Annotated in this window: 19 protein-coding genes and 1 riboswitch; of the genes, 12 read left to right on the top strand and 7 right to left on the bottom strand. The window is 72.5% G+C overall.

Features of this window, described 5'->3' with window-relative positions:
- Nucleotides 1-92 precede the first annotated feature (92 nt).
- The 4 genes from ABKA19_RS12010 (at nt 93) to hemE (ending at nt 3,189) form a co-directional block, all read left to right on the top strand.
- Nucleotides 93-635, top strand: coding sequence for a shikimate kinase (locus ABKA19_RS12010; RefSeq protein WP_353689099.1), 543 nt, complete (start codon nt 93-95; stop codon nt 633-635).
- Nucleotides 632-1,735 carry a 3-dehydroquinate synthase gene (gene aroB / locus ABKA19_RS12005; protein ID WP_353689098.1) on the top strand — a complete coding sequence of 368 codons (1,104 nt, stop codon included), beginning with the start codon at nt 632-634 and terminating at the stop codon, nt 1,733-1,735. Before ABKA19_RS12010 ends, aroB begins: the two co-directional genes overlap by 4 nt.
- An 82-nt stretch (nt 1,736-1,817) precedes the next feature.
- Nucleotides 1,818-2,078 carry a WGR domain-containing protein gene (locus ABKA19_RS12000; protein ID WP_162376718.1) on the top strand — a complete coding sequence of 87 codons (261 nt, stop codon included), beginning with the start codon at nt 1,818-1,820 and terminating at the stop codon, nt 2,076-2,078.
- A 37-nt stretch (nt 2,079-2,115) separates the two neighbouring features.
- Complete coding sequence (gene hemE / locus ABKA19_RS11995) at nt 2,116-3,189, top strand: uroporphyrinogen decarboxylase (protein WP_353689097.1); 1,074 nt, start codon at nt 2,116-2,118, stop codon at nt 3,187-3,189.
- 4 nt (nt 3,190-3,193) lie between these two features.
- Here the strand turns inward: hemE and ABKA19_RS11990 are convergent, their stop codons facing one another.
- Entirely contained in the window at nt 3,194-4,138 is a 945-nt protein-coding gene (locus tag ABKA19_RS11990) for a hypothetical protein (protein ID WP_353689096.1), read from the bottom strand.
- On the bottom strand, nt 4,138-7,683 hold the full coding sequence (locus ABKA19_RS11985; protein WP_353689095.1) for a hybrid sensor histidine kinase/response regulator: 3,546 nt from the start codon (nt 7,681-7,683) through the stop codon (nt 4,138-4,140). The genes ABKA19_RS11990 and ABKA19_RS11985 overlap by 1 nt, the downstream gene beginning before the upstream one ends.
- 157 nt (nt 7,684-7,840) lie before the next feature.
- Here ABKA19_RS11985 and ABKA19_RS11980 point away from each other — a divergent pair, with 157 nt between their 5' ends.
- From ABKA19_RS11980 to ABKA19_RS11970, 3 genes are read left to right on the top strand one after another with little or no spacing between them, the layout of a single operon-like run.
- Entirely contained in the window at nt 7,841-8,569 is a 729-nt protein-coding gene (locus ABKA19_RS11980) for a YceI family protein (protein ID WP_353689380.1), read from the top strand.
- Between the two features lie 10 nt (nt 8,570-8,579).
- Nucleotides 8,580-9,191: a cytochrome b gene (locus ABKA19_RS11975; protein WP_353689094.1), complete on the top strand. Its 612-nt coding sequence runs from the start codon at nt 8,580-8,582 to the stop codon at nt 9,189-9,191.
- Entirely contained in the window at nt 9,188-9,754 is a 567-nt protein-coding gene (locus tag ABKA19_RS11970; protein WP_353689093.1) for a YceI family protein, read from the top strand. Before ABKA19_RS11975 ends, ABKA19_RS11970 begins: the two co-directional genes overlap by 4 nt.
- A gap of 159 nt (nt 9,755-9,913) precedes the next feature.
- Here the strand turns inward: ABKA19_RS11970 and ABKA19_RS11965 are convergent, their stop codons facing one another.
- Both ABKA19_RS11965 and ABKA19_RS11960 read right to left on the bottom strand, forming a co-directional pair.
- Nucleotides 9,914-10,348, bottom strand: coding sequence for a hypothetical protein (locus ABKA19_RS11965; protein WP_353689092.1), 435 nt, complete (start codon nt 10,346-10,348; stop codon nt 9,914-9,916).
- Nucleotides 10,345-10,572, bottom strand: a complete 228-nt coding sequence (locus ABKA19_RS11960) for a glutaredoxin family protein (protein ID WP_353689091.1) — start codon at nt 10,570-10,572, stop codon at nt 10,345-10,347. The genes ABKA19_RS11965 and ABKA19_RS11960 overlap by 4 nt, the downstream gene beginning before the upstream one ends.
- Nucleotides 10,573-10,697: 125 nt before the next feature.
- Here ABKA19_RS11960 and ABKA19_RS11955 point away from each other — a divergent pair, with 125 nt between their 5' ends.
- A complete protein-coding gene (locus ABKA19_RS11955) occupies nt 10,698-12,080 on the top strand; it encodes an L-serine ammonia-lyase (protein WP_353689090.1) in 1,383 nt (460 codons plus the stop codon).
- A gap of 186 nt (nt 12,081-12,266) precedes the next feature.
- Nucleotides 12,267-15,275, top strand: a complete 3,009-nt coding sequence (locus ABKA19_RS11950; RefSeq protein ID WP_353689089.1) for a ligand-binding sensor domain-containing diguanylate cyclase — start codon at nt 12,267-12,269, stop codon at nt 15,273-15,275.
- A 1-nt stretch (nt 15,276) separates the two neighbouring features.
- Here the strand turns inward: ABKA19_RS11950 and ABKA19_RS11945 are convergent, their stop codons facing one another.
- Genes ABKA19_RS11945 through metX form a run of 3 tightly spaced genes read right to left on the bottom strand, consistent with a single transcriptional unit; the run spans nt 15,277 to nt 18,658 of the window.
- Nucleotides 15,277-16,365 (bottom strand): homoserine dehydrogenase family protein, encoded by a 1,089-nt coding sequence (locus tag ABKA19_RS11945; protein ID WP_502945796.1) that lies wholly within the window; start codon nt 16,363-16,365, stop codon nt 15,277-15,279.
- A gap of 5 nt (nt 16,366-16,370) precedes the next feature.
- A complete protein-coding gene (locus tag ABKA19_RS11940) occupies nt 16,371-17,618 on the bottom strand; it encodes an O-succinylhomoserine (thiol)-lyase (protein ID WP_162376837.1) in 1,248 nt (415 codons plus the stop codon).
- A gap of 8 nt (nt 17,619-17,626) precedes the next feature.
- Nucleotides 17,627-18,658 (bottom strand): homoserine O-succinyltransferase MetX, encoded by a 1,032-nt coding sequence (metX, locus tag ABKA19_RS11935; RefSeq protein ID WP_502945780.1) that lies wholly within the window; start codon nt 18,656-18,658, stop codon nt 17,627-17,629.
- A 72-nt stretch (nt 18,659-18,730) separates the two neighbouring features.
- Nucleotides 18,731-18,848: riboswitch (SAM riboswitch) on the bottom strand.
- Nucleotides 18,849-19,083: 235 nt separating this feature from the next.
- Here metX and ABKA19_RS11930 point away from each other — a divergent pair.
- The 3 genes from ABKA19_RS11930 to ABKA19_RS11920 all read left to right on the top strand — a co-directional run bounded on the left by ABKA19_RS11930 (nt 19,084) and on the right by ABKA19_RS11920 (nt 22,650).
- Complete coding sequence (locus ABKA19_RS11930; RefSeq protein WP_353689086.1) at nt 19,084-20,028, top strand: phytase; 945 nt, start codon at nt 19,084-19,086, stop codon at nt 20,026-20,028.
- Nucleotides 20,025-20,960, top strand: coding sequence for a M23 family metallopeptidase (locus tag ABKA19_RS11925; RefSeq protein WP_353689085.1), 936 nt, complete (start codon nt 20,025-20,027; stop codon nt 20,958-20,960). Before ABKA19_RS11930 ends, ABKA19_RS11925 begins: the two co-directional genes overlap by 4 nt.
- Nucleotides 20,961-21,045: 85 nt before the next feature.
- Entirely contained in the window at nt 21,046-22,650 is a 1,605-nt protein-coding gene (locus ABKA19_RS11920; protein ID WP_353689084.1) for a peptide chain release factor 3, read from the top strand.
- Nucleotides 22,651-22,716: the final 66 nt, after the last annotated feature.

Below are 22,716 nucleotides of genomic sequence, written 5' to 3'. Positions count from 1 at the left end.
TGTTAACGCCGCGGCACGGCGGCGTGGCCCCGCCGCACCGTTGCAGCGGTGACGGTCGTCCGCGCACGGGCCCGGTGCTAGCATCGCCAGCCATGAATCCCGCCCCCAACCTCGTGCTCGTCGGTCCGATGGGCGCCGGAAAAACCTCGATCGGTCGCCGCCTGGCCGAGCGCTTCGGCCTGCACTTCGTCGATGCCGACCACCACATCGAGCAGCGCACCGGGGCGACGATCGCCTCGATCTTCGAGCACGTGGGCGAGGCCGGCTTCCGCGAACGCGAGCGCTGCGCGCTGGCCGAGCTGCTCGCCGGCGAGGGCCAGCTGGTGGCGACCGGCGGCGGCGCGGTGCTGGACGCGCAGAACCGGCAGCGCATCCGCGAGCGCGGTTTCGTCGTGTACCTGTCGGCCGGGATCGAATCCCAGCTCAAGCGGCTGCAGCGCGACCGCACCCGCCCGCTGCTGCAGCGCGCCGACCGCGAGCAGGTGCTGCGCGAGCTGGCGCTGCAGCGCGAGCCGCTGTACCGCGAAGTGGCCGACCTGGTGATGGACACCGACGGCCTGACCGCGGCCGATGCCGCCACCCGCCTGTGCCTGCAGCTGGCCAGCCGCTGGAGCAGCGACGGAGTGGCCGCATGAGCGCGACCCGCACGGTCGCCGTGGGCGGCGCGGCGCCCTACCGGATCGAGATCGGCCCCAACCTGCTGCACGATGGCGAGCGCCTGGCCGCGCATGCGCGCGGCCGCCACGTGCTGCTGGTCAGCGACAGCAACGTCGCGCCACTGTACGCGGCGGCGGTCGCCGGTGCGCTGCGGCAGGCGCGGCCGGCGCTGTCGGTGGCCACCCACGTCATGCCGGCCGGGGAAGCGCACAAGACCCTGGCCAGCTTCGGCCAGGTGATCGATGCCCTGGCCGCGCTCGGCGCCAGCCGCGACGCCACCGTGTACGCGCTGGGCGGCGGCGTGGTCGGCGACCTCGCCGGCTTCGCCGCGGCCTGCTGGATGCGCGGGATCGACTGCGTGCAACTGCCGACCACGCTCCTGTCGATGGTCGATTCATCGGTCGGCGGCAAGACCGCCGTGGACATTCCGCAGGGCAAGAACCTGGTCGGCGCCTTCCATCCACCGCGCGCGGTGTTCGCCGACACCGGCGCGCTGCGCACGCTGCCGCCGCGCGAACTGCGCGCAGGACTGGCCGAGGTGGTCAAGTACGGCGCACTCGGCGACCCGCTGTTCTTCGAATGGCTCGAGAGCGAGCGTGCGCCTTTGCTGGCCGGCGACGACCGCGCCCTGGCCGAGGCGATCGCCCGCAGCTGCGGGCACAAGGCGGCGATCGTCGAGCGCGACCCGCTGGAACGCGGCGAACGCGCCCTGCTCAACCTGGGCCATACCTTCGGCCACGCGATCGAAGCCGAACAAGGCTACGCCGGCGCCGACCGCGATGCCCTCAACCACGGCGAGGCGGTCGCGGTGGGGATGGTCCTGGCAGCGCGACTGTCGGCGATGCTGGGGATGGCACCGGAGTCGGACACGGAAAGGCTGCGTTCGCTGCTGCGCGCGTACGGGTTGCCGGTGGACGTGCCGCCCGGGCTGGTGCCGGCGGAATTGCTGGGCCGGATGCGGCTGGACAAGAAGAACCTGGCGGGCCGGCTGCGGCTGGTCCTGTGGCGGGGAATCGGCAAGGCGGAAGTCGTCCCGGACGTGGACGAGGCGCGGGTGCTCGAAGTCCTGGCCGGGTAGCGCCGGGGTCGCGCGCTCCGCGCAACCGGCATCGGGGAAACGCGCCGCCGGGTCGCACCACCCCCGGCTACAATGGCGCCCCATGCGCATCCTCCTGCAGCAGCCCCCCGCCCCCGGGGAGGCCCCCCGCTACCTGCAGCTGACCCTGCAGCCGGACCTGTTCGGCGGCTGGGAACTGTTGCGCGAGAGCGGCCAGATCGGCGGCCGCTCCCAGCTGCGGCGCGAGCAGTACCTGCTCCAGGCCGAAGCCACCGCCGCGTTCGAGAAGGCGCGAGACAGCCAGCTCAAGCGCGGCTACCGGACGATGTTCGTCAGCGGCGCCGAGCCGCCGAAGGCGTCCTGAGCGCACCCACCCCTCCTCTCCCGCTGCAAGGTTTACCGTGTCCGAAACCCTCGCCAACGACCGCCTGCTGCGCGCCCTGCGCCGGCAGCCCGTGGACCGCACCCCCGTCTGGCTGATGCGCCAGGCCGGCCGCTACCTGCCCGAGTACCGGGCCACCCGCGCCGCCGCCGGCAGCTTCCTGGCGATGGCCAAGAACCCGGAGCTGGCCTGCGAGGTCACCCTGCAGCCGCTGCGCCGCTTCCCGCTGGATGCGGCGATCCTGTTCTCCGACATCCTCACCGTGCCCGACGCGATGGGCCTGGGCCTGTACTTCGTCGAGGGCGAAGGCCCGAAGTTCGAACGCCCGGTGCGCAGCGAGCAAGACGTGGCCCGGCTGGCGGTACCGGACATGGAAACCGGACTGCGCTACGTGATGGACGCCGTCCGCGTGATCCGCCGCGAGCTGGACGGCAGCGTGCCGCTGATCGGCTTCTCCGGCAGCCCGTGGACGCTGGCCTGCTACATGGTCGAAGGCGGCGGCAGCGACAACTACTCCAAGATCAAGGCGATGGCCTTCAACCGGCCCGAACTGCTGCACCGGATGCTGGCCGTGGTCACCGATGCGGTGATCGCCTACCTGTCGGCGCAGCGCGCCGCCGGCGCGCAGGCGCTGCAGGTGTTCGACACCTGGGGCGGCGTGCTGTCGCCGTCGCTGTACCGCGAGTTCTCGCTGCCCTACCTGCAGCGGATCGCGCGCGAGCTGGACCGCGGCGAGGGCGACGCGCGCGCGCCACTGATCCTGTTCGGCAAGGGCAACGCACCGTATCTGGAAGAGCTGGCAGCCTCGGGCACCGACGCGGTCGGCGTGGACTGGCTGGTCGGCATGGGCGAGGCCGCGCGCCGCACCGGCGGCCGCGTGGCGCTGCAGGGCAACCTGGACCCGGCCACGCTGTACGCCAGCCCGGAGAAGATCGCCGCCGAGGCCGCGCGCGTGCTCGACGACTACGCCGCCGGCAACGGCGGCTCGCGCGATGGCCACGTGTTCAACCTCGGCCACGGGATGTCGCCGGACATGGACCCCGAGCACGTCGCCGCGCTGGTGCAGGCGGTGCACGCGCACAGCGCGCGCTGACGGCTCAGCCGGTGGCGCGCGACGGTGCGTGCGGGCTGGCGGCGGGCGGCGCCCGCAGGTCCGGCGCCCGTTGCGGGCGCCGGTACTCGATCCGGATCTCGCGCAGCGCCGGCGGCACCTCCGGCTCGATCAGCTCTGGCGCCACGCAGCCGGGATACAGCGAGCCGGCCAGCTGCGCCGCGATTTCGGTGGCCCGGTCGGCCTGCCCATCGGCTACCAGCGCGCGATCACCGAGCACCACGGCCGCCAGCTCGTCGCCCTCGCGATAGCTGGCCAGGGCCTGCTGCGGATCGGGCAGGCGCGGTACCAGCTCGATGCGTGCCGGCAACCAGCATGTCCCGGTGCTGGCGATGCGCACCTGGGCGGCCACCGATTCCATGAATGTCCGCAGTTCGCCCTGCAGCGACCGGACCGTGGCCGGCGGCTCGGCCGCGCTGGCCCGCGCCTTGACCAGGTACATCTGGCGCGCGAACAGCAGCATCGCCGACGCCAGGCCTTCGCCCCGATAGCGCAACCCCAGCTCCCAGGCTGGCACGCCGGCCGCGTCCGCGCCGGGGCCGCCCAGGGTCAGCGGGGCGAGGTCGCCGAGCTCGGCCGCCCGCGCGTCCTCGCGCGCCGCCACGTCGATGCTCTCGCGTTCGCTGGCCGCCACCACCTCCAGCATCCGCGCGACCTGTGGTCCCGCCGGATAGAAATAGAGGTCGATCCAGCGCTGCTTGCGGTTGTCGACGTAGCGGACCGACACGCCCAGGCGCTGGTCCGGATAGCGGTGTTCGGATTCGGCCATCCAGCTGCCGACCTGGAGCGGATACAGGATGCGGCTTTCGGCCACCACGCCACCCAGGAACTCGTCGGACGCAGCTGTGGGACCATGCGCCTCCTGCGCCGCCGCCGCTGCGGACGCCCATGCCAGGCAGGCCGCCCCGGCAATGGCCCGGCTGCCGCGCACTAGGCCTCCACCGGCTCCGGCAATACCGCCTCGATCGCCGCGGCGAGTATGTCTCCGGTCACCGGCTTGCGCAGGAAGCCGTCGAAACCCGCCGCCCGCGCCTGCTGCTCGGCCTCGGCGTCGGCGCGCGCGGTCACCGCGATCAGCGGCGGCGCGAAGCCCTGCAGGCGCAACTGGCGCGCCAGCGCCAGGCCGTCCATGCCCGGCAGGTCCAGGTCGAGCAGCGCCAGGTCGAAACGCGCGACGGCCACGTCGGCCAGCGCGGCCAGCCCGTGCGGTGCGTGCGCCACCCGGTGGCCTTGCGCGCGCAGCAGGCTGGCGATGACCTCGGCCACGGTCGGGTCGTCCTCGACCAGCAGAAGGTCCAGCCGGCGGGTGGTGGCGCTGGCCGGCCGGGTCGCCGCCGGCGCGACCGGCTGCACCACCGCCAGCGGCAGTTCCACGCTGAAGGCCGCGCCCTCGCCAGGCGTGCTCTGGACGCCGATGTGTCCGCCCATCGCCACCGCCAGCTCCTGGCAGATCGCCAGGCCCAGGCCGCTGCCGCCGTAGCGGGCGGTGGTCCGGGCACCGTCGGCCTGCTCGAAGCGGCGGAACAGGCGTTGCTTCTGCTCGTCGTTGAGCCCGGGGCCGGTGTCGCGGACCACGAAGCCGACGCCCCCCTCCAGCCCCGGCCGCACCTCCAGCGCGACCTCGCCGCGGTCGGTGAACTTGACCGCGTTGCCGAGCAGGTTCAGCAGGATCTGGCGCACCCGCACCGGATCGCCACGCAGGCCGGCCGGTGCGCCGTCGGCGATCCCGACATGGAACGCCAGCCCCCGCTGCTCGGCCACCGGCGCCATCAGCGCGGCGACCTCGGCGACCAGGGCGCGCAGGTCGAAGTCGTGCGCCTCCAGTTCGAGCTTGCCGGCCTCGATCCGGGCCAGGTCGAGGGCGTCGTTCACCAGCCGCATCAGGTGCTCGCCGGCGCGGCGGATCGATTCGATGTAGCTGCGCTGGCGCGGATCCAGCGGCGTGGCCAGCAGCAGCTCGCTCATGCCGAGCACGCCGGTCATCGGCGTGCGCACCTCGTGGCCGAGCGTGGCCAGGAACCGGCTCTTGGCCAGCGAGGCCTGCTCGGCGAGCTCGCGCTTGTGCACGTCCAGCTGCCAGAGGCTGCGGCGACGCAGGCGGTTGCGGTACAGCCAGGCCAGCCACAGCAGCAGCACGGCGACGGCCAGGACCAGCACCGCCACTCCCCAGGGGCTTCGCCACCACGGCGGCGGTACGCGGAAGGCCAGCGTGCGCACCTGCGACCACTCGCCTTCGGCACCCGCGGCGGCCTGCAACTCCAGGCGGTGGTCGCCAGGCGGCAGCTGCGAGAACACGCGCTCGCCGCGCCCGAGCACGCCGACCCAGTCCTGGTCGAATCCGACCAGCCGGAACCGGTAGCGGTTGGACTCCGGATCGTCGAACGCGGGCAGGCGGACCACCACCTGCAGGTCATGGTCGTTCGGGCCCAGTTCGAAGCCGCCGTCCACCGGAAGTTCGACCAGCGCGTCGCCGCGGCGCACCCGCACCGCGTCGACCACCAGGGCCGGCGAAGGATGCGGGGGATCGGACTGCGCGGTGTCCAGCAGCAGCAGCGAGCCGTCGTCGGTGCTGGCGACCAGCACACCGGCGTTGTCGAGCGCCAACGCACGCTCGGTGAACTCCTGGCTCGGCAGGCCTTCGCGCACGCCGAACCGGCGCACGGACGGGGTGCCATCGCCGCGATCGGGATCGACCCGGAACAGGCCGCGCCGCGTCGCCAGCCAGGCCCGCCGCTGCCGGTCGACCACCAGGCCGGTCGCCTCGGTCGCCGGAATGCCCTGGCCGATGCCCAGGTGCAGCTGCCGCGTCCATGTCCCGGCGTCGAGCTCCCATGACTCCAGGCCGTTGAGGCGCTGCAGCCACAGCCGTCCGGGGCCGTCGAACGCGAACGCGAGCACCGGTTGCGGATCCATCCCTGGCAGCGCGACGAACGCGCGCTCCACCGGATCCCAGCGTCGCAGGCCGACATCGGCCGAAATCCAGGGCAAGCCGTCCGGTCCGAGCTGGACCGCGGTCAGGTCGGCGGTCGCCAGGCCCGGGGTGCCCACGGGCAGCGAATCGAGGACCCGTCCGGTGAGCCCGTCGCGTCGCTGCAGCCCCCCGCCCGGCGCGGCCAGCCAGAGGCTCCCGTCCGGCGCCGGCAGCACCCAGTCCACCGAGGCGCCTTCCGGCGTCGCATCGGGTTCGGCGGCGGTGTTCTTCCAGAGCCGCGCGCTTCCGTCGGCCGGATCCACCCGCAGCAGGCCGCTGCTGAGCGCGATCCACAGGCGGCCCCGCGCGTCTTCGCGCATCGACCGGGGCCGGCCGGCGAACTCGATCGGAAGCTGCTGCAGGACCTGGCCGCTGGCGGTATCGAGGCGCTTGATGCTGCCGGCCGAGCCGGCCAGCCAGACCCCGCCGCTGCCGGCCGCCGCCAGGCCGCGATACAGGCCGCCATCCAGGCCATGGCTGTGGTCCAGCACCGCGGTGCGCCGCCAGTCCGAGCGCAGGTACCCCAGGCCTCGCGACGGCAGCGCCACCCACAGCGCCCCGTCGTCCTGGCGCAACAGGGCCTGCACCTGGCTGTTGATGCCCAGCGCCTTGGATTCGTGCGTGACCGCCACCGGCGACGCGCCGGCGCGCACGCGCCAGGCCCCGTCGCGGGTGGCGACCCAGTAGCCGCCTTCGCCGTCGTCGCTCATCGCGGTGACCGTGCGCGCGCCGGTGAACGCGGTGGCCCAATCCGGGGTGGTCCAGCGGCCGTCGTCGGCCAGGCGGAACAGGCCGCGCGGCGTACCGATCCAGGTCGAATCGCCCTCGCGCGTCAGCGACACCACGGCCGGGAATGGCTGCTCGCCGGGCAGCGCGAGGCGCCGCACCTGCTTGTCCGCGCAGCGCACCAGCCCCTGCAGGGTGCCGACCAGGACGCCTTCGCGGTCGTCGAAGGCCAGCGCCATGATCGCGCGGTCCACCACCGCGTTGACCTCCGGGTCGGACGAACGCAACCGCCTGACCTGGTCCTGCGCATCGATCCGGTAGAGCCCGCCGCCGTAGGTGCCGAACCAGATCTCGTCGCCGCGTCCGGCCACGGCGAAGACCTCGTCGCTCTCCATGGCCGGGTGCTGCGCCTTGCGGAAATGGCGGAAGCCGGTGCGGTCGGCATCCATCACGCTGAGTCCGCCGCCCTCGCTGGCGACCCAGATGCGGTTGCGCGAATCGACGTACAGCACCTGCACGACGTTGCCCGGCAGCGAGGCCGGATCGTCCGGGTCGTGGCGCCAGACCCGGAAGCCGGCCCCGTCGTAGCGCGCCAGGCCATCCCAGGTCGCGGCCCAGAGGAAGCCGTCCTGGTCGCGCGCCAGGGCCGGCACGGTGGTCGCCGGCAGGCCGTCGGCCGGCCCGAGGACCCGGAAGCGCGGAATCTCGGGCACGGCGCCGCCGGCGGCAGATGCGACCGCCAGCAGCACGCACAGCACCCACATGCGCAGCATCGGCATCCGGTCTCCACGCTCCCCGGAACGAATCGTCGCAACGCATCGTTGCAGGCGCAAGCCGCGCCGCGACCGCCCGGGGCCTAGAATGCGCCGCATGACGCACCGGCGCCTTCCGTTCCCCGTTCCCGTGCGCCCCGGCCGCCCCGCCCTGCGGTGGGCGATGCTGCTGGCGCTGCTGGCCGGGCCCCTGGCATCCGCCGGCGCATGGGCGGCCAGCGCCCGCTACGAACTGGATCCGGTGCACACCCGGGTCCAGTTCGCGGTTTCCCATGCCGGCTTCTCGCAGGCGCTGGGCACCGTGTCCGGCAGCACCGGCACGCTCGAGTTCGACGACGGGGACTGGAGCACGGCACGACTGGACGTCACCGTGCCGCTGCAACGCCTCGACCTGGGCGACGCCGATTGGAACCGCGCCACCCTGGCGCGCAACCTGCTCGATGCGCAGCGCTGGCCCGAGGCGCGCTTCGTTTCGACGCGCGTCGAGCCGCTGGGACCGGACCGCTTCATCGTCCACGGCCAGTTGAGCATCCGCGGGGTGACCCGCGAGGCGGCGCTGGCGGTGGCGTTCAATGCCCTCAAGCGCCACCCGCTGCCGCCGTTCCGCCGCACCGCCGGATTCTCGGCGACCACGACGCTGAGCCGGCGCGATTTCGGCATCGACGCCTGGCCGTCGGTCATCGGCGATGTGGTCGAGTTGCGGATCGAAGTGGAAGCCACCCGGGCGCGCGGCGCCGCGGATGCCGGCGAGGTCGACCCCGAGCCGCCTGCGGCGACGGAGGTCGAGCCTGCGCTCCCGCCCGACGCCAACCAGGAGGACGGGACGGAACCGCCCGCGACCGGACCTGCGCCCGTCCCGGAGCCGCAACGCGACGAACCCACGCCGCCATGAGCACGACCGCATGAGCCTGAAGAACACCGACCGCTGGGGCGCCACCAGCCAGCTGCTGCACTGGACCATCGCCGTGCTGATCCTGTCGATCGGCGCGGTGGGGCTGGTGATGGGCGAACTGCCGCGTTCGCCGAAGTGGTTCTGGGTCTACACCCTGCACAAGTCGCTGGGGCTGACGGTCCTGGCGCTGGTGCTCGTGCGCATCGCCTGGCGCCTTTACGCCGGTGCGCCGCCGCCGGTGGAAGGCACGCCGCGCTGGCAGGCCAGGCTGGCATCGTTCACCCACGGCGCGATCTACGTGCTGATCCTGGCCATGCCGCTGTCGGGCTGGCTCTACGATTCGGCCAGCGGCCTGCGTCCGTTCCGCTGGTTCGGGCTGGCCGAGGTACCCAAGCTGTCGCCACCCCACGAAGCGCTCGCCGACGCGATGCACGAAACCCACGAACTGCTGTTCTGGGTATTGATCGCACTGGTCATCGGCCATGCAGGCGCGGCCCTGTACCACCATTTCGTGCGACGCGACGCGACGCTCGCGAGGATGCTGCCGCGGCGGTGGCTCGCCGGCTCGGTCGTCCCGACCGCCGCCCCTTCCCCCGACCTTCCCCCCGAGGATCCACGATGACGATCAAGCTGACCACGCCTGCCGCGGTGGCCGCCTCGCTGGCCGCCATGCTCGCCAGCGCCCCCGCCAACGCGGCCGAGTACGTGCAGGCGCCCGGCTCCACCCTGGCCTTCGCCAGCCGCTACGACGGCGAGGTATTCACCGGCCGCTTCTCCGAATTCGCCACGAAGCTGAGTTTCGATCCGGCCAGGCCCGAAGCGGGCAAGCTGGACGTGACCATCGGCCTGGCCAGCGCCGCCACCGGCAACGCCGATCGCGATTCCACGCTCAAGACCGCCGACTTCTTCGACGTGGCCAAGTTCGCCCAGGCGCGCTACAGCGCCAGCGGCTTCCGCAGGCTGGCCGACGGCCGCTACGTCGCCGACGGCACGCTGGAACTGCGCGGCGTGCGCAAGCCGGTGACCCTGACCTTCGCCTGGACCGGGGGCGCGCAGCCGGTGCTCGAAGGCAAGGCCGTGGTCAAGCGCCTGGATTTCGGCGTGGGCGGCGGCGACTGGGCGGATACCTCGGCCATTCCCGACGAAGTGAACATCAGCACCCGGGTGGCGCTGAAGCCGATCTGAGCTCGGCGCGCGCGTCCGCAGCGGTAGCGCGGGATTTGCCCGGCTACCTTGGCGAAGGACACGCGCAAGGCGGAGCAGCGGGGCGAGCCCCGCTCTAACAAAAGCGTCCTCGCCGCATCGGCAACCGGTACCGGCAGGCCCGTCCGCCGGGATCGCGACTCACTCCTGCGCGGCACGCGGCAGGGCGAAGCAGCCGCCCTGTCCGTCGGCCGCGCGCAGGCAGGCATGCTCGCCATCGGCGACGAAGCCGAACACGGCACCGTCGCGCACCACCAGCACCGCTTCCCAGATGCTGTCCTCGCGTCCGAGCCGCAGCAGGCCTTGTCGGGGCGCCTGGTCCAGGAACTTTTGCTCGGCCGCCTGGCGAAGGATGCGACGGATGCCGGCGAGGTCGTGGGCCGCGGTCGTGCTGGTCAGCGCCTTGAGCAGCACGACCCGCTCGATCTCGGCCGCCGGCAGCACGTCGGCCACGCGCCGGCCCGCCCAATGCGCATCGCTGCCCGGCCCGGCCGACTTGGCCAGGTCGACGTCGCCGGATGCCGGTGCCAGCACGGTGCCCAGCGCCATCAGCCACGACAGGCCGGCCTGGCTCATGCGCGCCACCGGTCCAGCGCCTGCAGGTCGAACGGCCAGTCCAGTTCCGCGTCGCGGGCCGTATCGCGCAGCACCGGCACGCGCACGCCGTAGCGCGCCTCCAGCGCCGCATCGCCGTCGATGAACACGCTTTCGGGTTCCGGCAGGCGCGCCTCGGCCAGCACCGCCAGCGCCTGGTCGCACAGGTGGCAGTCGTCGCGCTGGTAGAGGACGTAATGCGGCATGGACGGGCTCCGGGCGTGGGGCGCCAAGGTAGCCCAGCCGGGCGCCCCCCGCACTGCGTCACGCCCGTTTCGGGTGCAACCAATACAATGCTGGCCATTCCGTCGCGCACGCACCCTCCCGCCCCATGGCTGTCAGCACCTTCGACCTGTTCAAGATCGGCATCGGCCCCAGCTCCTCGCACACGGTCGGGCCGATGCGCGCGGCGGCGCGCTTCGTCCAGCGCTGGCTGGCCGATCCGGGCCACCTGGGGCAGGTCGCGCGCATCCGGGCCGAGGTGTTCGGCTCGCTGGCCCTGACGGGCCGCGGCCATGGCACCGACAAGGCACTGCTGCTGGGCCTGGAAGGCCACCAGCCGAACGCGATCGACCCCGACATCATCCCCGCCACGCTGGAGCGGATCCGCGCGGAGAAGTCGCTGCGCCTGGCCGGCGGCCACGCCGTGGCCTTCGAGGAGAAGCGCGACCTGGTGATGAACAAGCGGCAGAAGCTGCCGTTCCACACCAACGGCATGCGCTTCACCGCCTACGACGCCGCCGGCGAGGTCATCGCCACGCGCGACTACTACTCGGTCGGCGGCGGCTTCGTGGTCAACGAGGACGAGGCGGCCGAGGACCGGATCGTCGCCGACGACACCGAACTGCCGCATCCGTTCTCCAGCGGCGACGAACTGCTCGAACGCTGCCGCCACAGCGGCCTGTCGATCGCCGCGGTGATGTTCGAGAACGAGCGCGCCTGGCGCAGCGATGCCGATATCCGCGCCGGCCTGCGCGAGATCTGGCAGGCGATGCAGGCCTGCGTGGCGCGCGGCATCCGCTCCGACGGCACGCTGCCCGGCGGCCTGCACGTGGTCCGCCGCGCGCCGGGGCTGTACCGTGAGCTGTCGTCCAAGCCCGAAGCGGCCATGCGCGATCCGCTGACCACGCTGGACTGGGTCAACCTGTACGCGCTGGCGGTCAACGAGGAGAACGCGGCCGGCGGCCGCGTGGTCACCGCCCCGACCAACGGTGCGGCCGGGATCATCCCCGCGGTGCTGCACTACTACGACCGCTTCTGCCCGGGCGCCACCGAACAGGGCGTGTTCGATTTCCTGCTCACCGCCGCGGCCATCGGCATCCTGTACAAGGAGAACGCGTCGATCTCCGGCGCCGAGGTCGGCTGCCAGGGCGAGGTCGGCGTGGCCTGCTCGATGGCCGCCGCCGGCCTGGCCGCCGCCCTGGGCGGCAATCCGGGCCAGGTCGAGAACGCCGCCGAGATCGGCATGGAGCACAACCTGGGGCTGACCTGCGACCCGATCGGCGGGCTGGTCCAGATCCCGTGCATCGAACGCAACGCGATGGGCGCGGTCAAGGCGATCAACGCCGTGCGCATGGCCATGCGCGGCGACGGCCAGCACAAGGTGTCGCTGGACAAGGTCATCAGGACCATGCGCGACACCGGCCGGGATATGCAGGACAAGTACAAGGAAACCTCGCGGGGCGGGCTGGCGGTGAACGTCATCGAGTGCTGAGCCGTCCGGCTCAAGTTCCCCGGGGGCGTGCCGCTGGAGAAGTTCCAGAAAAAGCCTTAAAACGTACGCACGGGAACCGGGGGGATCTCGATCGACGGCCTAACCGCCAGCCTCAGGCGGCCGCGTCCATCGCAGCGGCCAGCGCAGCCCATCGGCCGGACGGCGACACGGTGGGCCCGCGCCTGCGTGGCCGCCTGCCTGCTCTGCCTGGCGGGCCACTCCTTTGCGCTGCAGCCGGACAAGCGATTCTCCGACTATGTCGGCGACACCTGGGGCATCGAGCACGGCCTGCCGCAGGTCAGCGTCCTGTCGATCACCCAGGACCGCGACGGCTACCTGTGGCTGGGCTCGCAGGGCGGCCTGGCCCGCTACGACGGCAGCCGCTTCACCGGCTTCGACCAGCGCGATGCGCCCGAACTGGGCAGCCACGCGCTCGCGCTGCTGGGCGATGACGCCGGCCGGCTCTGGATCGGAACCTCGCAGGGCCTGGTACTGCACAAGGAAGGCCGCTTCATCTCCATCCCGGTGGTGGCCGGCCCGGACCAGGCGCAGGGCAGCTTCCCGGTGCGGGCGCTGGCCGTCACCGCCGAGGGCCTGCGCATCGCCGGGCCGGACGGCATCTATGCCACCGACGGGGCGCGACTGGCCCTGCACCATCCACTCGACGGCCCCGCGCTGAGCCTGCTGGCCGACGCCGACGGCCTCTGGGTAGGCAGTACCGGGCGGGTGTTCCGGATCGGCATCGACGGCGTGGAGGCATTGCCCCTGCCGGGCGGGGCCGGTCTCGCCCAGGTTTCGCAGCTGGCGATGGACGCTGGCGGCGACCTGTGGGCCGGCACGGCGCAGGGCCTGTACCGGCGCCACCGGGAGGCCTGGCAGCGGATTCACGACCAGCCGGTCGAGGCGATCCTCGGCGACCGCGACGGCAACCTGTGGGTGGCCACGGCCCAGGACCTGCAGCGCTTCCGCGACGGCCGGCGGGTGGAGCGGATCCAGGACGCCGCCGGTAGCCGGGCGGTCCGTTCGCTGTACGAGGACCGCGACGGCAACCTGTGGCTGGGCAGCCTCACCGACGGCATCACCCGCTTGTGGGACGGCTGGACCACCCGCCTGGGCCGCGCCCACGGCCTGCGCAATCCGCTGCTGTGGTCGATCGCGGCCGGTCCACGCGGCGAAATCTGGGTGGGCGGCAGCGATGGCGTCGACGTCTACGCGCAGGACCGCTTCCAGGTGCGCGCCCCCGGTGCGCGGCTGCCGCATCCGGAGGCCTACAGCCTGCTGGTCGAGGACGACCGGACCTGGATCGGCACGCGCAGCGGCGTCGCGGTGCTGCGCGGTTCGCGCATCGAGGTGCCGCCGGCACTGGCGCCGCTGCGGGGCGCGCAGGTCAACGGGATCGTCCGCGACCACGCCGGCCGGCGCTGGTTCGCCACCACCCACGGCCTGTTCGTGCTGCTGCCCGATGGCCGCGTGGAGCACTATGCCGAGGCGCAGGGGCTGGCCGACCGCCGCATCCGCCTGGTCCACGAAACCCGCGACGGCCGGCTGCTGGTGGGCACCTACCGCGGCCTGTACGAATGGCGCGGGGGCCGCGTCCTGCCGTTGGGCCGCGACAGCGGGCTCGGTGACGCGACCATGGTCACCGCCTTCCACGAACTGGAGGACGGCCGCTGGATCCTCGGCAGCACCGAGGGCGAGGAACTGCGCCTGTTCGACGGCCGGCGCTGGGTCCGCCTGGGACGCGAGCAGGGCGTGCCGGCCAACATCCCGTTCCACTTCGCCGTCCACCACGGCTACCTGTGGGTCGCCGGCATGCGCGGTGTCTACCGGCTGCCGCTGGCGGACCTGGCCGGGACGGGCAGCGGCCAGCACACGGTCGCGGCGGAAATCGTGATCAACTCCGGCGCCGACCGCGCCGGCGGCCAGCCCGACAAATGCTGCAACGGCGCCGGCAACAGTCGTGGCTTGATGGTCGGCGACACCCTCTGGTTGCCGACCCGCGAGGGTGCGCTGCTGCTGGACACGGCGAAGGCCCAGATGCGCGGCGTGGCACGCAACGTGCGGATCGAACGCCTGCAGGTGCAGGGCCAGTGGCTGCACCCCGGCACCGGGCCCCTGCCCGACCTGCCCGTGGGCGCGCGCGACCTGAGGTTCGAGTTCACCGTGCCGACGTTCCAGCCGATGCACCCGGTGCACCTGCGCTACCGGCTGGCCGGCTACGACGCGGGCTGGCGCGAACTGGACGCCCCGCACCTGCGCAGCGCCACGTACACCAACCTGCCGCCGGGCGACTACAGCTTCGAGGTGGCCGACTTCGCCCAGGCCGACCCGATGGCCAGCGCCGCCCGGCTGCCGCTGGCGATCCAGGCGCGCTGGCACGAAACGCTGGCGTTCCGCCTGTTGATGCCGCTGCTGGTCACCGGCCTGGTCTACCTGCTCTACGTCGGCCTGCAGCGACGCTACGCGCGCCAGCGCGCCGCGCTGGAACAGCTGGTGCAGGAACGCACCCGCGACCTGCAGGCCGCCAACGCACGACTGGAAGCCTTGAGCTTCACCGACCCGCTGACCGGCCTGCACAACCGGCGTTACCTGTCCCGGCAGATCCCCGCCGACCTGTCGTTCTACGAGCGCGACGAGTCCTACCGCGCCGGCGACGAAGCGGTGGTGTTCGCCCTGCTCGACGTCGACCACTTCAAGGCGGTCAACGACACCCACGGCCACGCGGCCGGCGACCGGGTCCTGGAACAGATGGGCGCGCTGCTCACCGGCCTGGTGCGCAAGGGCGACTACGTGGCGCGCTGGGGTGGCGAGGAATTCCTGCTGGTGTTCCGGCCGCTGCCGCGCGGAAGCGTGCCGCAGATCGGCGCGCGGCTGTGCGCCGAGATCAATGCGCATGCCTTCGAACTCGACGACCTCACCCGGCGCCGCCTGACCGCGTCGGTCGGGCTGATCGAGTACCCGCTGTTCCCCGATGCGCCGCGCCTGCTGGACTGGGAACAGATGGTCACCCTGGCCGACCGCGCGCTCTATCGCGCCAAGTCGGCCGGGCGCGACACCTGGGCCGCATTCCGCCCGAGCCCTGGCGCAGAGCCACCGGCGGGCGTGACCGCATTCGAGGGCGATCCGTCGTGGCTGGTGGATTCCGGGCTGCTCGAACTGTTCGGGCCGGACCCGGCAGCAACGGATGACGCCTGAGCTAGGCCGGGCCGATCCGCAGCACGTCGTCCAGCAGCGCGGCCGCGGTCACCGCGGCGCCTGCCCCGGGGCCCTGGATCACCAGCGGCTGCCGCGGATAGCGGTCGCTCGTCACCGCGACGCGATTGTCGGTGCCGCCGCCGGCGCCCAGCGGATGGCCGGCAGGCAGCACGCGCAGCCCGACCGACGCACCGCCGGCGTCGAAGCGCCCGACATAGCGCAAGTTCCCGCCGGCCTCGCGCGCGGAACGCAGGCGCTCCTCCAGCGGTCCGTCGAGCAACCCCAGCAGCGCCTCCACCTCGGCGGCGGGGGCCCGCGCCAGCGCGTCCGGCAGCAGCGACTGCACCTGCACCTGCGAGGCTTCCAGCGCCAGGCCTGCGGCCCGCGCCAGGATGAGCAGCTTGCGGCGCACGTCTTCGCCCGACAGGTCGATGCGTGGATCCGGCTCGGTGTAACCGGCCGCCGCCGCTTCGCGCACCAGCTGCGAAAACGGCAGCGAACCGTCGTGGCGGTCGAACAGCCAGGCCAGCGAACCGGACAGGACGCCCTCCACGGCATGGATGCGGTCGCCGCCGGCCACCAGCGCGCGCAGGCTGCCGAGCAACGGCAGCCCGGCGCCCACCGTGGCGCTGTCGCCGTAACGCGCGCCGGTCTGGCATTGCGCGTCGACGATCGCCTGCGAACGGGCCAGCAGCGAGCCGTGGCCGAGCTTGTTCGCGGTCACCACGCTGACCCCGCGCGCCAGCCATTCCGGATGCCAGTCGGCGACCCCCTCACTGGCGGTCGCGTCGACGAGGATGTCGCCGGCGTGCAGCGCCTCCGCTTCGGCCCAGCCCTGCAGCACGACTTCGCGGCGCGGCGCGGCCCTGGCGCGGTCCAGCGCCGGGAGCAGGCCGTCGCCGCAGGCCTGCACGCTGCGCGAGTTGGCCAGCCACGCGACCTGCGGCAGCTCCAGTCCGCGCGCCTGCAACTGCTGGTAGCGCTCGACGAACGCCGTCCCCACCGTGCCGGTGCCGAGCAGCGCCAGCCGCCGGCGCGGCGCGGCGCGTCCGTGCGCACTTCGCGCCGCGCGCGGCGCGAGCCCGGCCACGGCACTCATGCGTGCACCCGTTCGTTCACCGGCACGGCCTGCGCGGGGGCGGCCGCCGCGGCCAGCTGCGCCGCGCGCAATGCGGTGGAAACGTCGGCCACCAGGTCGGCGCAGGCCTCGATGCCGATCGACAGGCGCAGCAGGCCGTCGGAAATGCCGGCCTTGGCGCGCGCCTCGGCGCTCATGGCCGCATGGGTCATCGTGGCCGGATGCGCGACCAGGCTTTCCACGCCGCCGAGCGACTCGGCCAGGGTGAACCAGCGCAGCGAATCGACGAAGGCGCGCACCGCGCGCTCGGTGTCACCATCCGGCCCGGCGGCCAGCTCGAAGCTGAGCATCGCACCGAAGCCGGCCTGCTGGCGCGCGGCGACCGCATGGCCCGGATGCGACTCCAGGCCCGGGAAGTACACCTTCCCGACCGCCGCATGCCCATCGAGCAGCGCGGCGATCGCCGCCGCGTTCTCCTGGTGCACGCGCATGCGCGCGTCCAGCGTGCGCAGCCCGCGCAGGGTCAGGAAGCTGTCGAACGGCGAGCCGGTCAGGCCCAGTGCATTGGCCCACCACACCAGTTGCTGGTGCAGTTCGGGATCGCGCGCGACCACGGCGCCGCCGACCACGTCGCTGTGGCCGTTGACGTACTTGGTGGTCGAATGCAGGACCAGGTCGGCGCCGAACGCCAGCGGCTTCTGCAGCGCCGGCGACAAGAACGTGTTGTCGACCACGGCCAGCGCACCGGCGCGGTGCGCGGCGTCGATCACCAGGCGCAGGTCGGTGATGCGCAGAAGCGGGTTGGACGGCGTCTCCACCAGCACCAGCTTCGGCGACTGGCCCAGCGCGTCGGCCAGCGAACGCGGATCGGTGAGGTCGGCGGTGATCAGCTCGAAGTGGCCCTTGGCGGCCAGCGCGTTGAACAGGCGCCAGCTGCCGCCGTAGGCGTCGTGCGGCACCACCAGGCGATCGCCCGGCTGCAGCAGCGCATGCAGCACCAGGGTGATCGCGCCCATCCCCGTGGCGGTGACCACGCCGCCCGCGCCGCCCTCCAGTTCCGCGAGGGCCTCGCCCAGCAGGTCGCGGGTCGGGTTGCCGCTGCGGGTGTAGTCGTACTGGCGCTTGTTGCCGAAGCCATCGAAGCTGAAATTGCTCGACAGCACGATCGGCGGCGTCACCGCCCCGTAGGCGGCGTCGCGGTCGATGCCTGCGCGCACCGCGGCGGTGGCCGGGCTGCAACCGGCGTTGATATCGGCGGCGGGGATGTTCTGGCTCACGTGGCGGCTCCGGTGCCGCGCAGGACGGCGGCGAGAATGAGGTCGATGCGGTCGGTTTCTTTCAGGAAGGCGTCGTGCCCGTACGGCGAGCGCAGCACGCGCAGTTGGCCGCGCCCGGCCAGGCCCTCGACCAGGTTCACCGAGTCGGCGAGAGGCACCAGGCGGTCGCCTTCCACCGCCACCACGCTGACCGGCACGGATACGCTGGCGGGATCGAGGCGGTGCAGGTCGATCGATTCGGACAGGCGCAGGTAGGCGGTGACCGGCGTGCGCGCCACGTACTGCGCACCGGCGGCGTCGAGGTAGTCCTCGGCGGCGCAGCGCACGCGGCCGTTGACGATTTCCGGTGCGCTGTCGAAGCGCTCGCCGAATTCCTCCGGCGTGCGGTAGCTCAGCATCGCGAACTGGCGCGCCAGCGCCAGGCCCTGCGCGTCGGCGCACTGCAGCTGGCCCAGGGCGACCGCACGGCGCTGCAGCGCGCGCCAGGCCGAGGCGTAGGGATGCGGGCGGTGCGCGCCGCTGACCGCGACCAGCCTCTGCAGCCGCTGCGGATGGCGCGCGGCGAACTGCAGGCCGACCATGGCGCCATAGGAATAGCCGACGAAGGCCTGCAGTTGCCCGATTTCCAGTGCATCGAGCAGCACGGCGATGGCGTCGGCCTGGTCGGTGGTGTCGATCGGCGCATCCAGCCGGCCATCGGCACCCACATAGTCGAAGGCGACGACGCGATGGCTGGCCGGGTCCAGCGTGCGCCCGGGGGCGACCAGCGCATTGGCCCAGCCCGGTTCGGCGAAGCTGTCGCTGGCCGAGACGTGGCGGTGCGCGGAAATGCCGCCGGCGACGAAGACCGCCGGCGCAGAAGCGGGGCCGTGGATTTCGTAACGCAGGACCGCCTGGCGCACGCCGGCATGGCGCATCGGCAATGCCACCGCGATCTCGCCGCGCACGGCGGACGGCGGGGCGTCGCCACCGGCGGCGACCGGTGCGGTCGGTGTTTCGGGCTGCAGTGGGGCGTTCACGAGGCTCATGGCGATGTCCGGGAGGAACTCGCCATCGAGCTCTTTGCGGAGCCCGCGTTCGCCGTGCATGGCGCACGGGTCGAACCATCTTCCGGCAGACGCGAAGGTCCCCGCAGGATTTGGCACCACGCAGGCGCTTGCGCGTCTGCTGGCTGCCCCGGCATCAAAGGGCCTGTCCCTCCGCCGGTCTCGATGGCGGGGCCAGAGTGCCACCGGCCCCGACGGGTGTCAATCGTTTCATCCGGATAGAGCGATGGCTCACGCCTTCACCTTCCCGCCCGGTCTGCCGATAATCGTTGCCTATGCCCTCCCTCCCCCGTTTCCTCCGGGCCGTCGCAATCGCGGTTGCGACCTGCTCGGCCCCCTGCCTCGCTGCCAGCCCGGGCGCAGTCCCCCCATCCGCGGTCGTCCGCGAAGCTTGGACCTCCGCGCCCGTGGAGGGCGAAGAGCTGGATTCGCTTGCCGCGTGGCAGCCCGCCGCCGGGCGTCCCTGGCTGGTCGCCAGCGCCAAGGAAGGCCAGCGCCTGGTGCTGTTCGACGCCGACAGCGGCGTGCGCATCGGCGCGTCCGGCGGACCGGGCGACGGCCCCGGCCAGTTCCGCCGGCCCAATGGCGTGGCGGTATCCGGCGACCTGCTGTTCGTGGTCGAGCGCGACCGCCACGGCGTCCAGGTGCTGCACCTCCCCGACTTCCGCGCCTTGGGCCATTTCGGCCGCGACGAGCTGGAATTGCCCTATGGCATCTGGGTGGATGCTTCGTCCGCGGACGGGATGACCGCCTACGTGACCGACAGCTTCATGGCCGATTTCGCTACCGCGCAACTGCCGCCACGCGAGCGGCTGGCCGAGCGGGTCAGGCGCTACCGGGTCTCGGTGGACAGCGGTGGCCGCCTCCAGGCGCGGTACCTGGGCGCATTCGGCGACACCGGCGAGGCGGGGGCGCTGCGCATGGTCGAGTCGATCGCGGGCGATCCGGCGCATGGCCGCCTGCTCATCGCCGAGGAGGACAACCGGGTCGGCTCCACGCTTCGCGAGTACTCGATGGACGGCCGTTTCCTCGGCCGCAACCTGCCCCCGTTCGAGGACGACGCCGAAGGCGTGGTGCTCTGGCCATGCGGCGACCGCTCGGGCTACTGGATCGCGGTGGACCAGCTGTCGCCGACCCGCTTCCGCCTGTTCGACCGCATCAGCCTGGCTCCCGCCGGCAGCTTCACCGGTACGCGGACCACGCTGACCGACGGCGTCGCGCTGCGCGCGGACGCGTCGGCGCGCTTCCCGCACGGCGTGCTCTATGCACTGCACGACGACCACGCGGTATCGGCGTTCGACCTGGGCGAGGTCGCCCGCCGGCTGCGGCTGTCCCGCGCCTGCCGCCGATGAACCGCGGTCGCGCCGGCTCGATCGCCTGGCTGGCCCTCGTCGCGCTGGCGCTGCCGCCACCGGCCGAAGCGGCGCGGTTCTGGCGGTGGAAGGACGGCCAGGGCACGACCATCTACGGCGACCGGCCGCCGGCCGATCCGGCCGCCGACGCGCGCAGCGGGACCTTCCGCCGCCCGCCCGGCGACCCGGTGGTGCTGCACGTGCGCGATCGCGGCAGCCACTACGAGATCACCGCCTTCAACAGCGCGCCGGGCCCGGTGCAGGTGCAGCTGGACCTGGCCCGGGCCGACAACGTCAAGCCGGTGCCGGCGCTGCCGGCAAGCCAGGTGGTCCCGGCGGGCGGGAGCGTGGTGGTCGCGCGGATCTACCCGGTCGATCCGCGCCTGCCCAACGCGTTCGAAGCCAACATGCTGCAGCTGCCCGGCGATCCGCGGGCGCGCCCGCTGGACTTCGAATACCGCGTGCCGTTCGACTACGGCCGGGTGCGGGTGGACCAGGGCTTCGGCGGCCGCTTCAGCCACAACGACGCGCAGAACTTCTACGCGATCGACTTCGCCCTGCCGGAAGGCACGCCCGTGCTGGCGGCCCGGGGCGGCACGGTGATGCAGGTCGAGTCCGACTTCCAGCGCGCCGGGCTGGACCGGGAGCATTACGGGGGCCGCGCCAACTTCATACGCATCCTCCACGAGGACGGCAGCATGGCCCTGTACGCGCACCTCAAGCCGGAGGGGGTGGAGGTGCGGGTCGGACAGCAGGTCCGGCAGGGCCAGCGCATCGCGCTCTCGGGCAACACCGGCTACAGCACCGCGCCGCACCTGCATTTCGCGGTCCAGGCCAACGGCGGGATGCGCCTGGAAGCGATTCCCTTCCGGATGTTCGGTGCGCTGGGCGAGCTGAAGTTCGCCCGCGAAGACCCGGCCCCGCCACGCTGAGCCGGGTCGGGCCCGGATCGGGCCTGCCGGGCCGGTATAATCCCGCGTTTCCGCATCCCACCCGCGCCGCCTGGCGCCCGCCCCCATGTCCGAAGTCCCAAACGAAGCCGCGCGCCGCCGCACCTTCGCGATCATCTCGCACCCCGACGCCGGCAAGACCACGCTGACCGAAAAGCTGCTGCTGTTCGGCGGCGCGATCCAGATGGCCGGCTCGGTCAAGGGCCGCAAGGCGGCCCGCCACGCGACCTCGGACTGGATGGCGCTGGAGAAGGAACGCGGCATCTCGGTGACCAGCTCGGTGATGCAGTTCCCCTACGAGGGCCGCATCGTCAACCTGCTCGATACCCCCGGCCATGCCGATTTCGGCGAGGACACCTACCGCGTGCTCACCGCGGTCGACTCGGCGCTGATGGTCATCGACGTGGCCAAGGGCGTGGAGGAGCGCACGATCAAGCTGATGGAGGTGTGCCGCCTGCGCGACACGCCGATCATGACCTTCATCAACAAGCTCGACCGCGAGGGCAAGGATCCGATCGACCTGCTGGACGAGGTCGAGACCGTGCTGGGCATCCAGTGCGCACCGGTGACCTGGCCGATCGGCATGGGCCAGCGCCTGAAGGGCGTGGTCCACCTGGTCAGCGGCGAGGTCCACCTGTACGAGCCGGGACGCAACTTCACCCGCCAGGACTCCACGATCTTCCCGTCGCTGGACGCGCCGGGGCTGGAGGAGAAGATCGGCGCGCCGATGCTGGCCCAGCTGCGCGAGGAGCTGGAGCTGGTGCAAGGCGCCAGCCATCCGTTCGACAAGGACGCCTACCTGCGCGGCGAGCAGACCCCGGTGTTCTTCGGTTCGGGCGTGAACAACTTCGGCGTGCAGCCGCTGCTGGACTTCTTCGTCGAGCACGCGCCGCCGCCGCAGGCCCGCGCGACCACCGGCCGCAAGGTCGCCCCGCAGGAAAACAAGCTGACCGGCTTCGTGTTCAAGATCCAGGCCAACATGGACCCGCAGCACCGCGACCGGGTGGCGTTCATGCGCGTGTGCTCCGGTCGGTTCGCCGCCGGCATGAAGGCCTTCCACGTGCGCAGCGGCAAGGAAGTGAAGCTGGCCAATGCGCTGACCTTCATGGCCTCCGACCGCGAGATCGCGGCCGAGGCGTTCCCGGGCGACGTGATCGGCATCCACAACCACGGCACGATCTCCATCGGCGACACCTTCACCGAAGGCGAATCGCTGTCGTTCACCGGCATCCCGAACTTCGCCCCGGAACTGTTCCGCCGTGCACGCCTGCGCGACCCGCTCAAGCTCAAGCAGCTGCAGAAGGGCTTGGCCCAGCTCTCGGAGGAAGGCGCGACGCAGTTCTTCCGCCCGCTGATGAGCAACGACCTGATCCTGGGCGCGGTCGGCGTGCTGCAGTTCGACGTGGTCGCCTACCGGCTCAAGGACGAGTACGGCGTGGATGCCACGTTCGAACCGGTCGGCGTGGCCACCGCGCGCTGGATCCAGTGCAACGATGCGAAGAAGCTGGAGGAGTTCCGCGAGAAGAACGCGATGAACCTGGCGATCGACGCCGCCGGCGAACTGGTCTACCTGGCGCCCACCCGGGTCAACCTGCAACTGGCGCAGGAGCGCGCGCCGGGCGTGACCTTCAACGCCACCCGCGAGCACGCGCACAGCGTGGCGGTCGACTGAACTCCGGTGCGGCCGCCCCGCGGCCGCTTCCGTTGCCGGCGTTCCATTCCAGATCGTGGCGGTGCG

It is taken from the genome of Pseudoxanthomonas sp. Soil82 (assembly GCF_040446535.1).
GTDB lineage: Bacteria > Pseudomonadota > Gammaproteobacteria > Xanthomonadales > Xanthomonadaceae > Pseudoxanthomonas > Pseudoxanthomonas kaohsiungensis.
The sequence above is the reverse complement of the archived record's forward strand: the minus strand, read 5'-3'. Positions and strand labels throughout refer to the sequence as shown.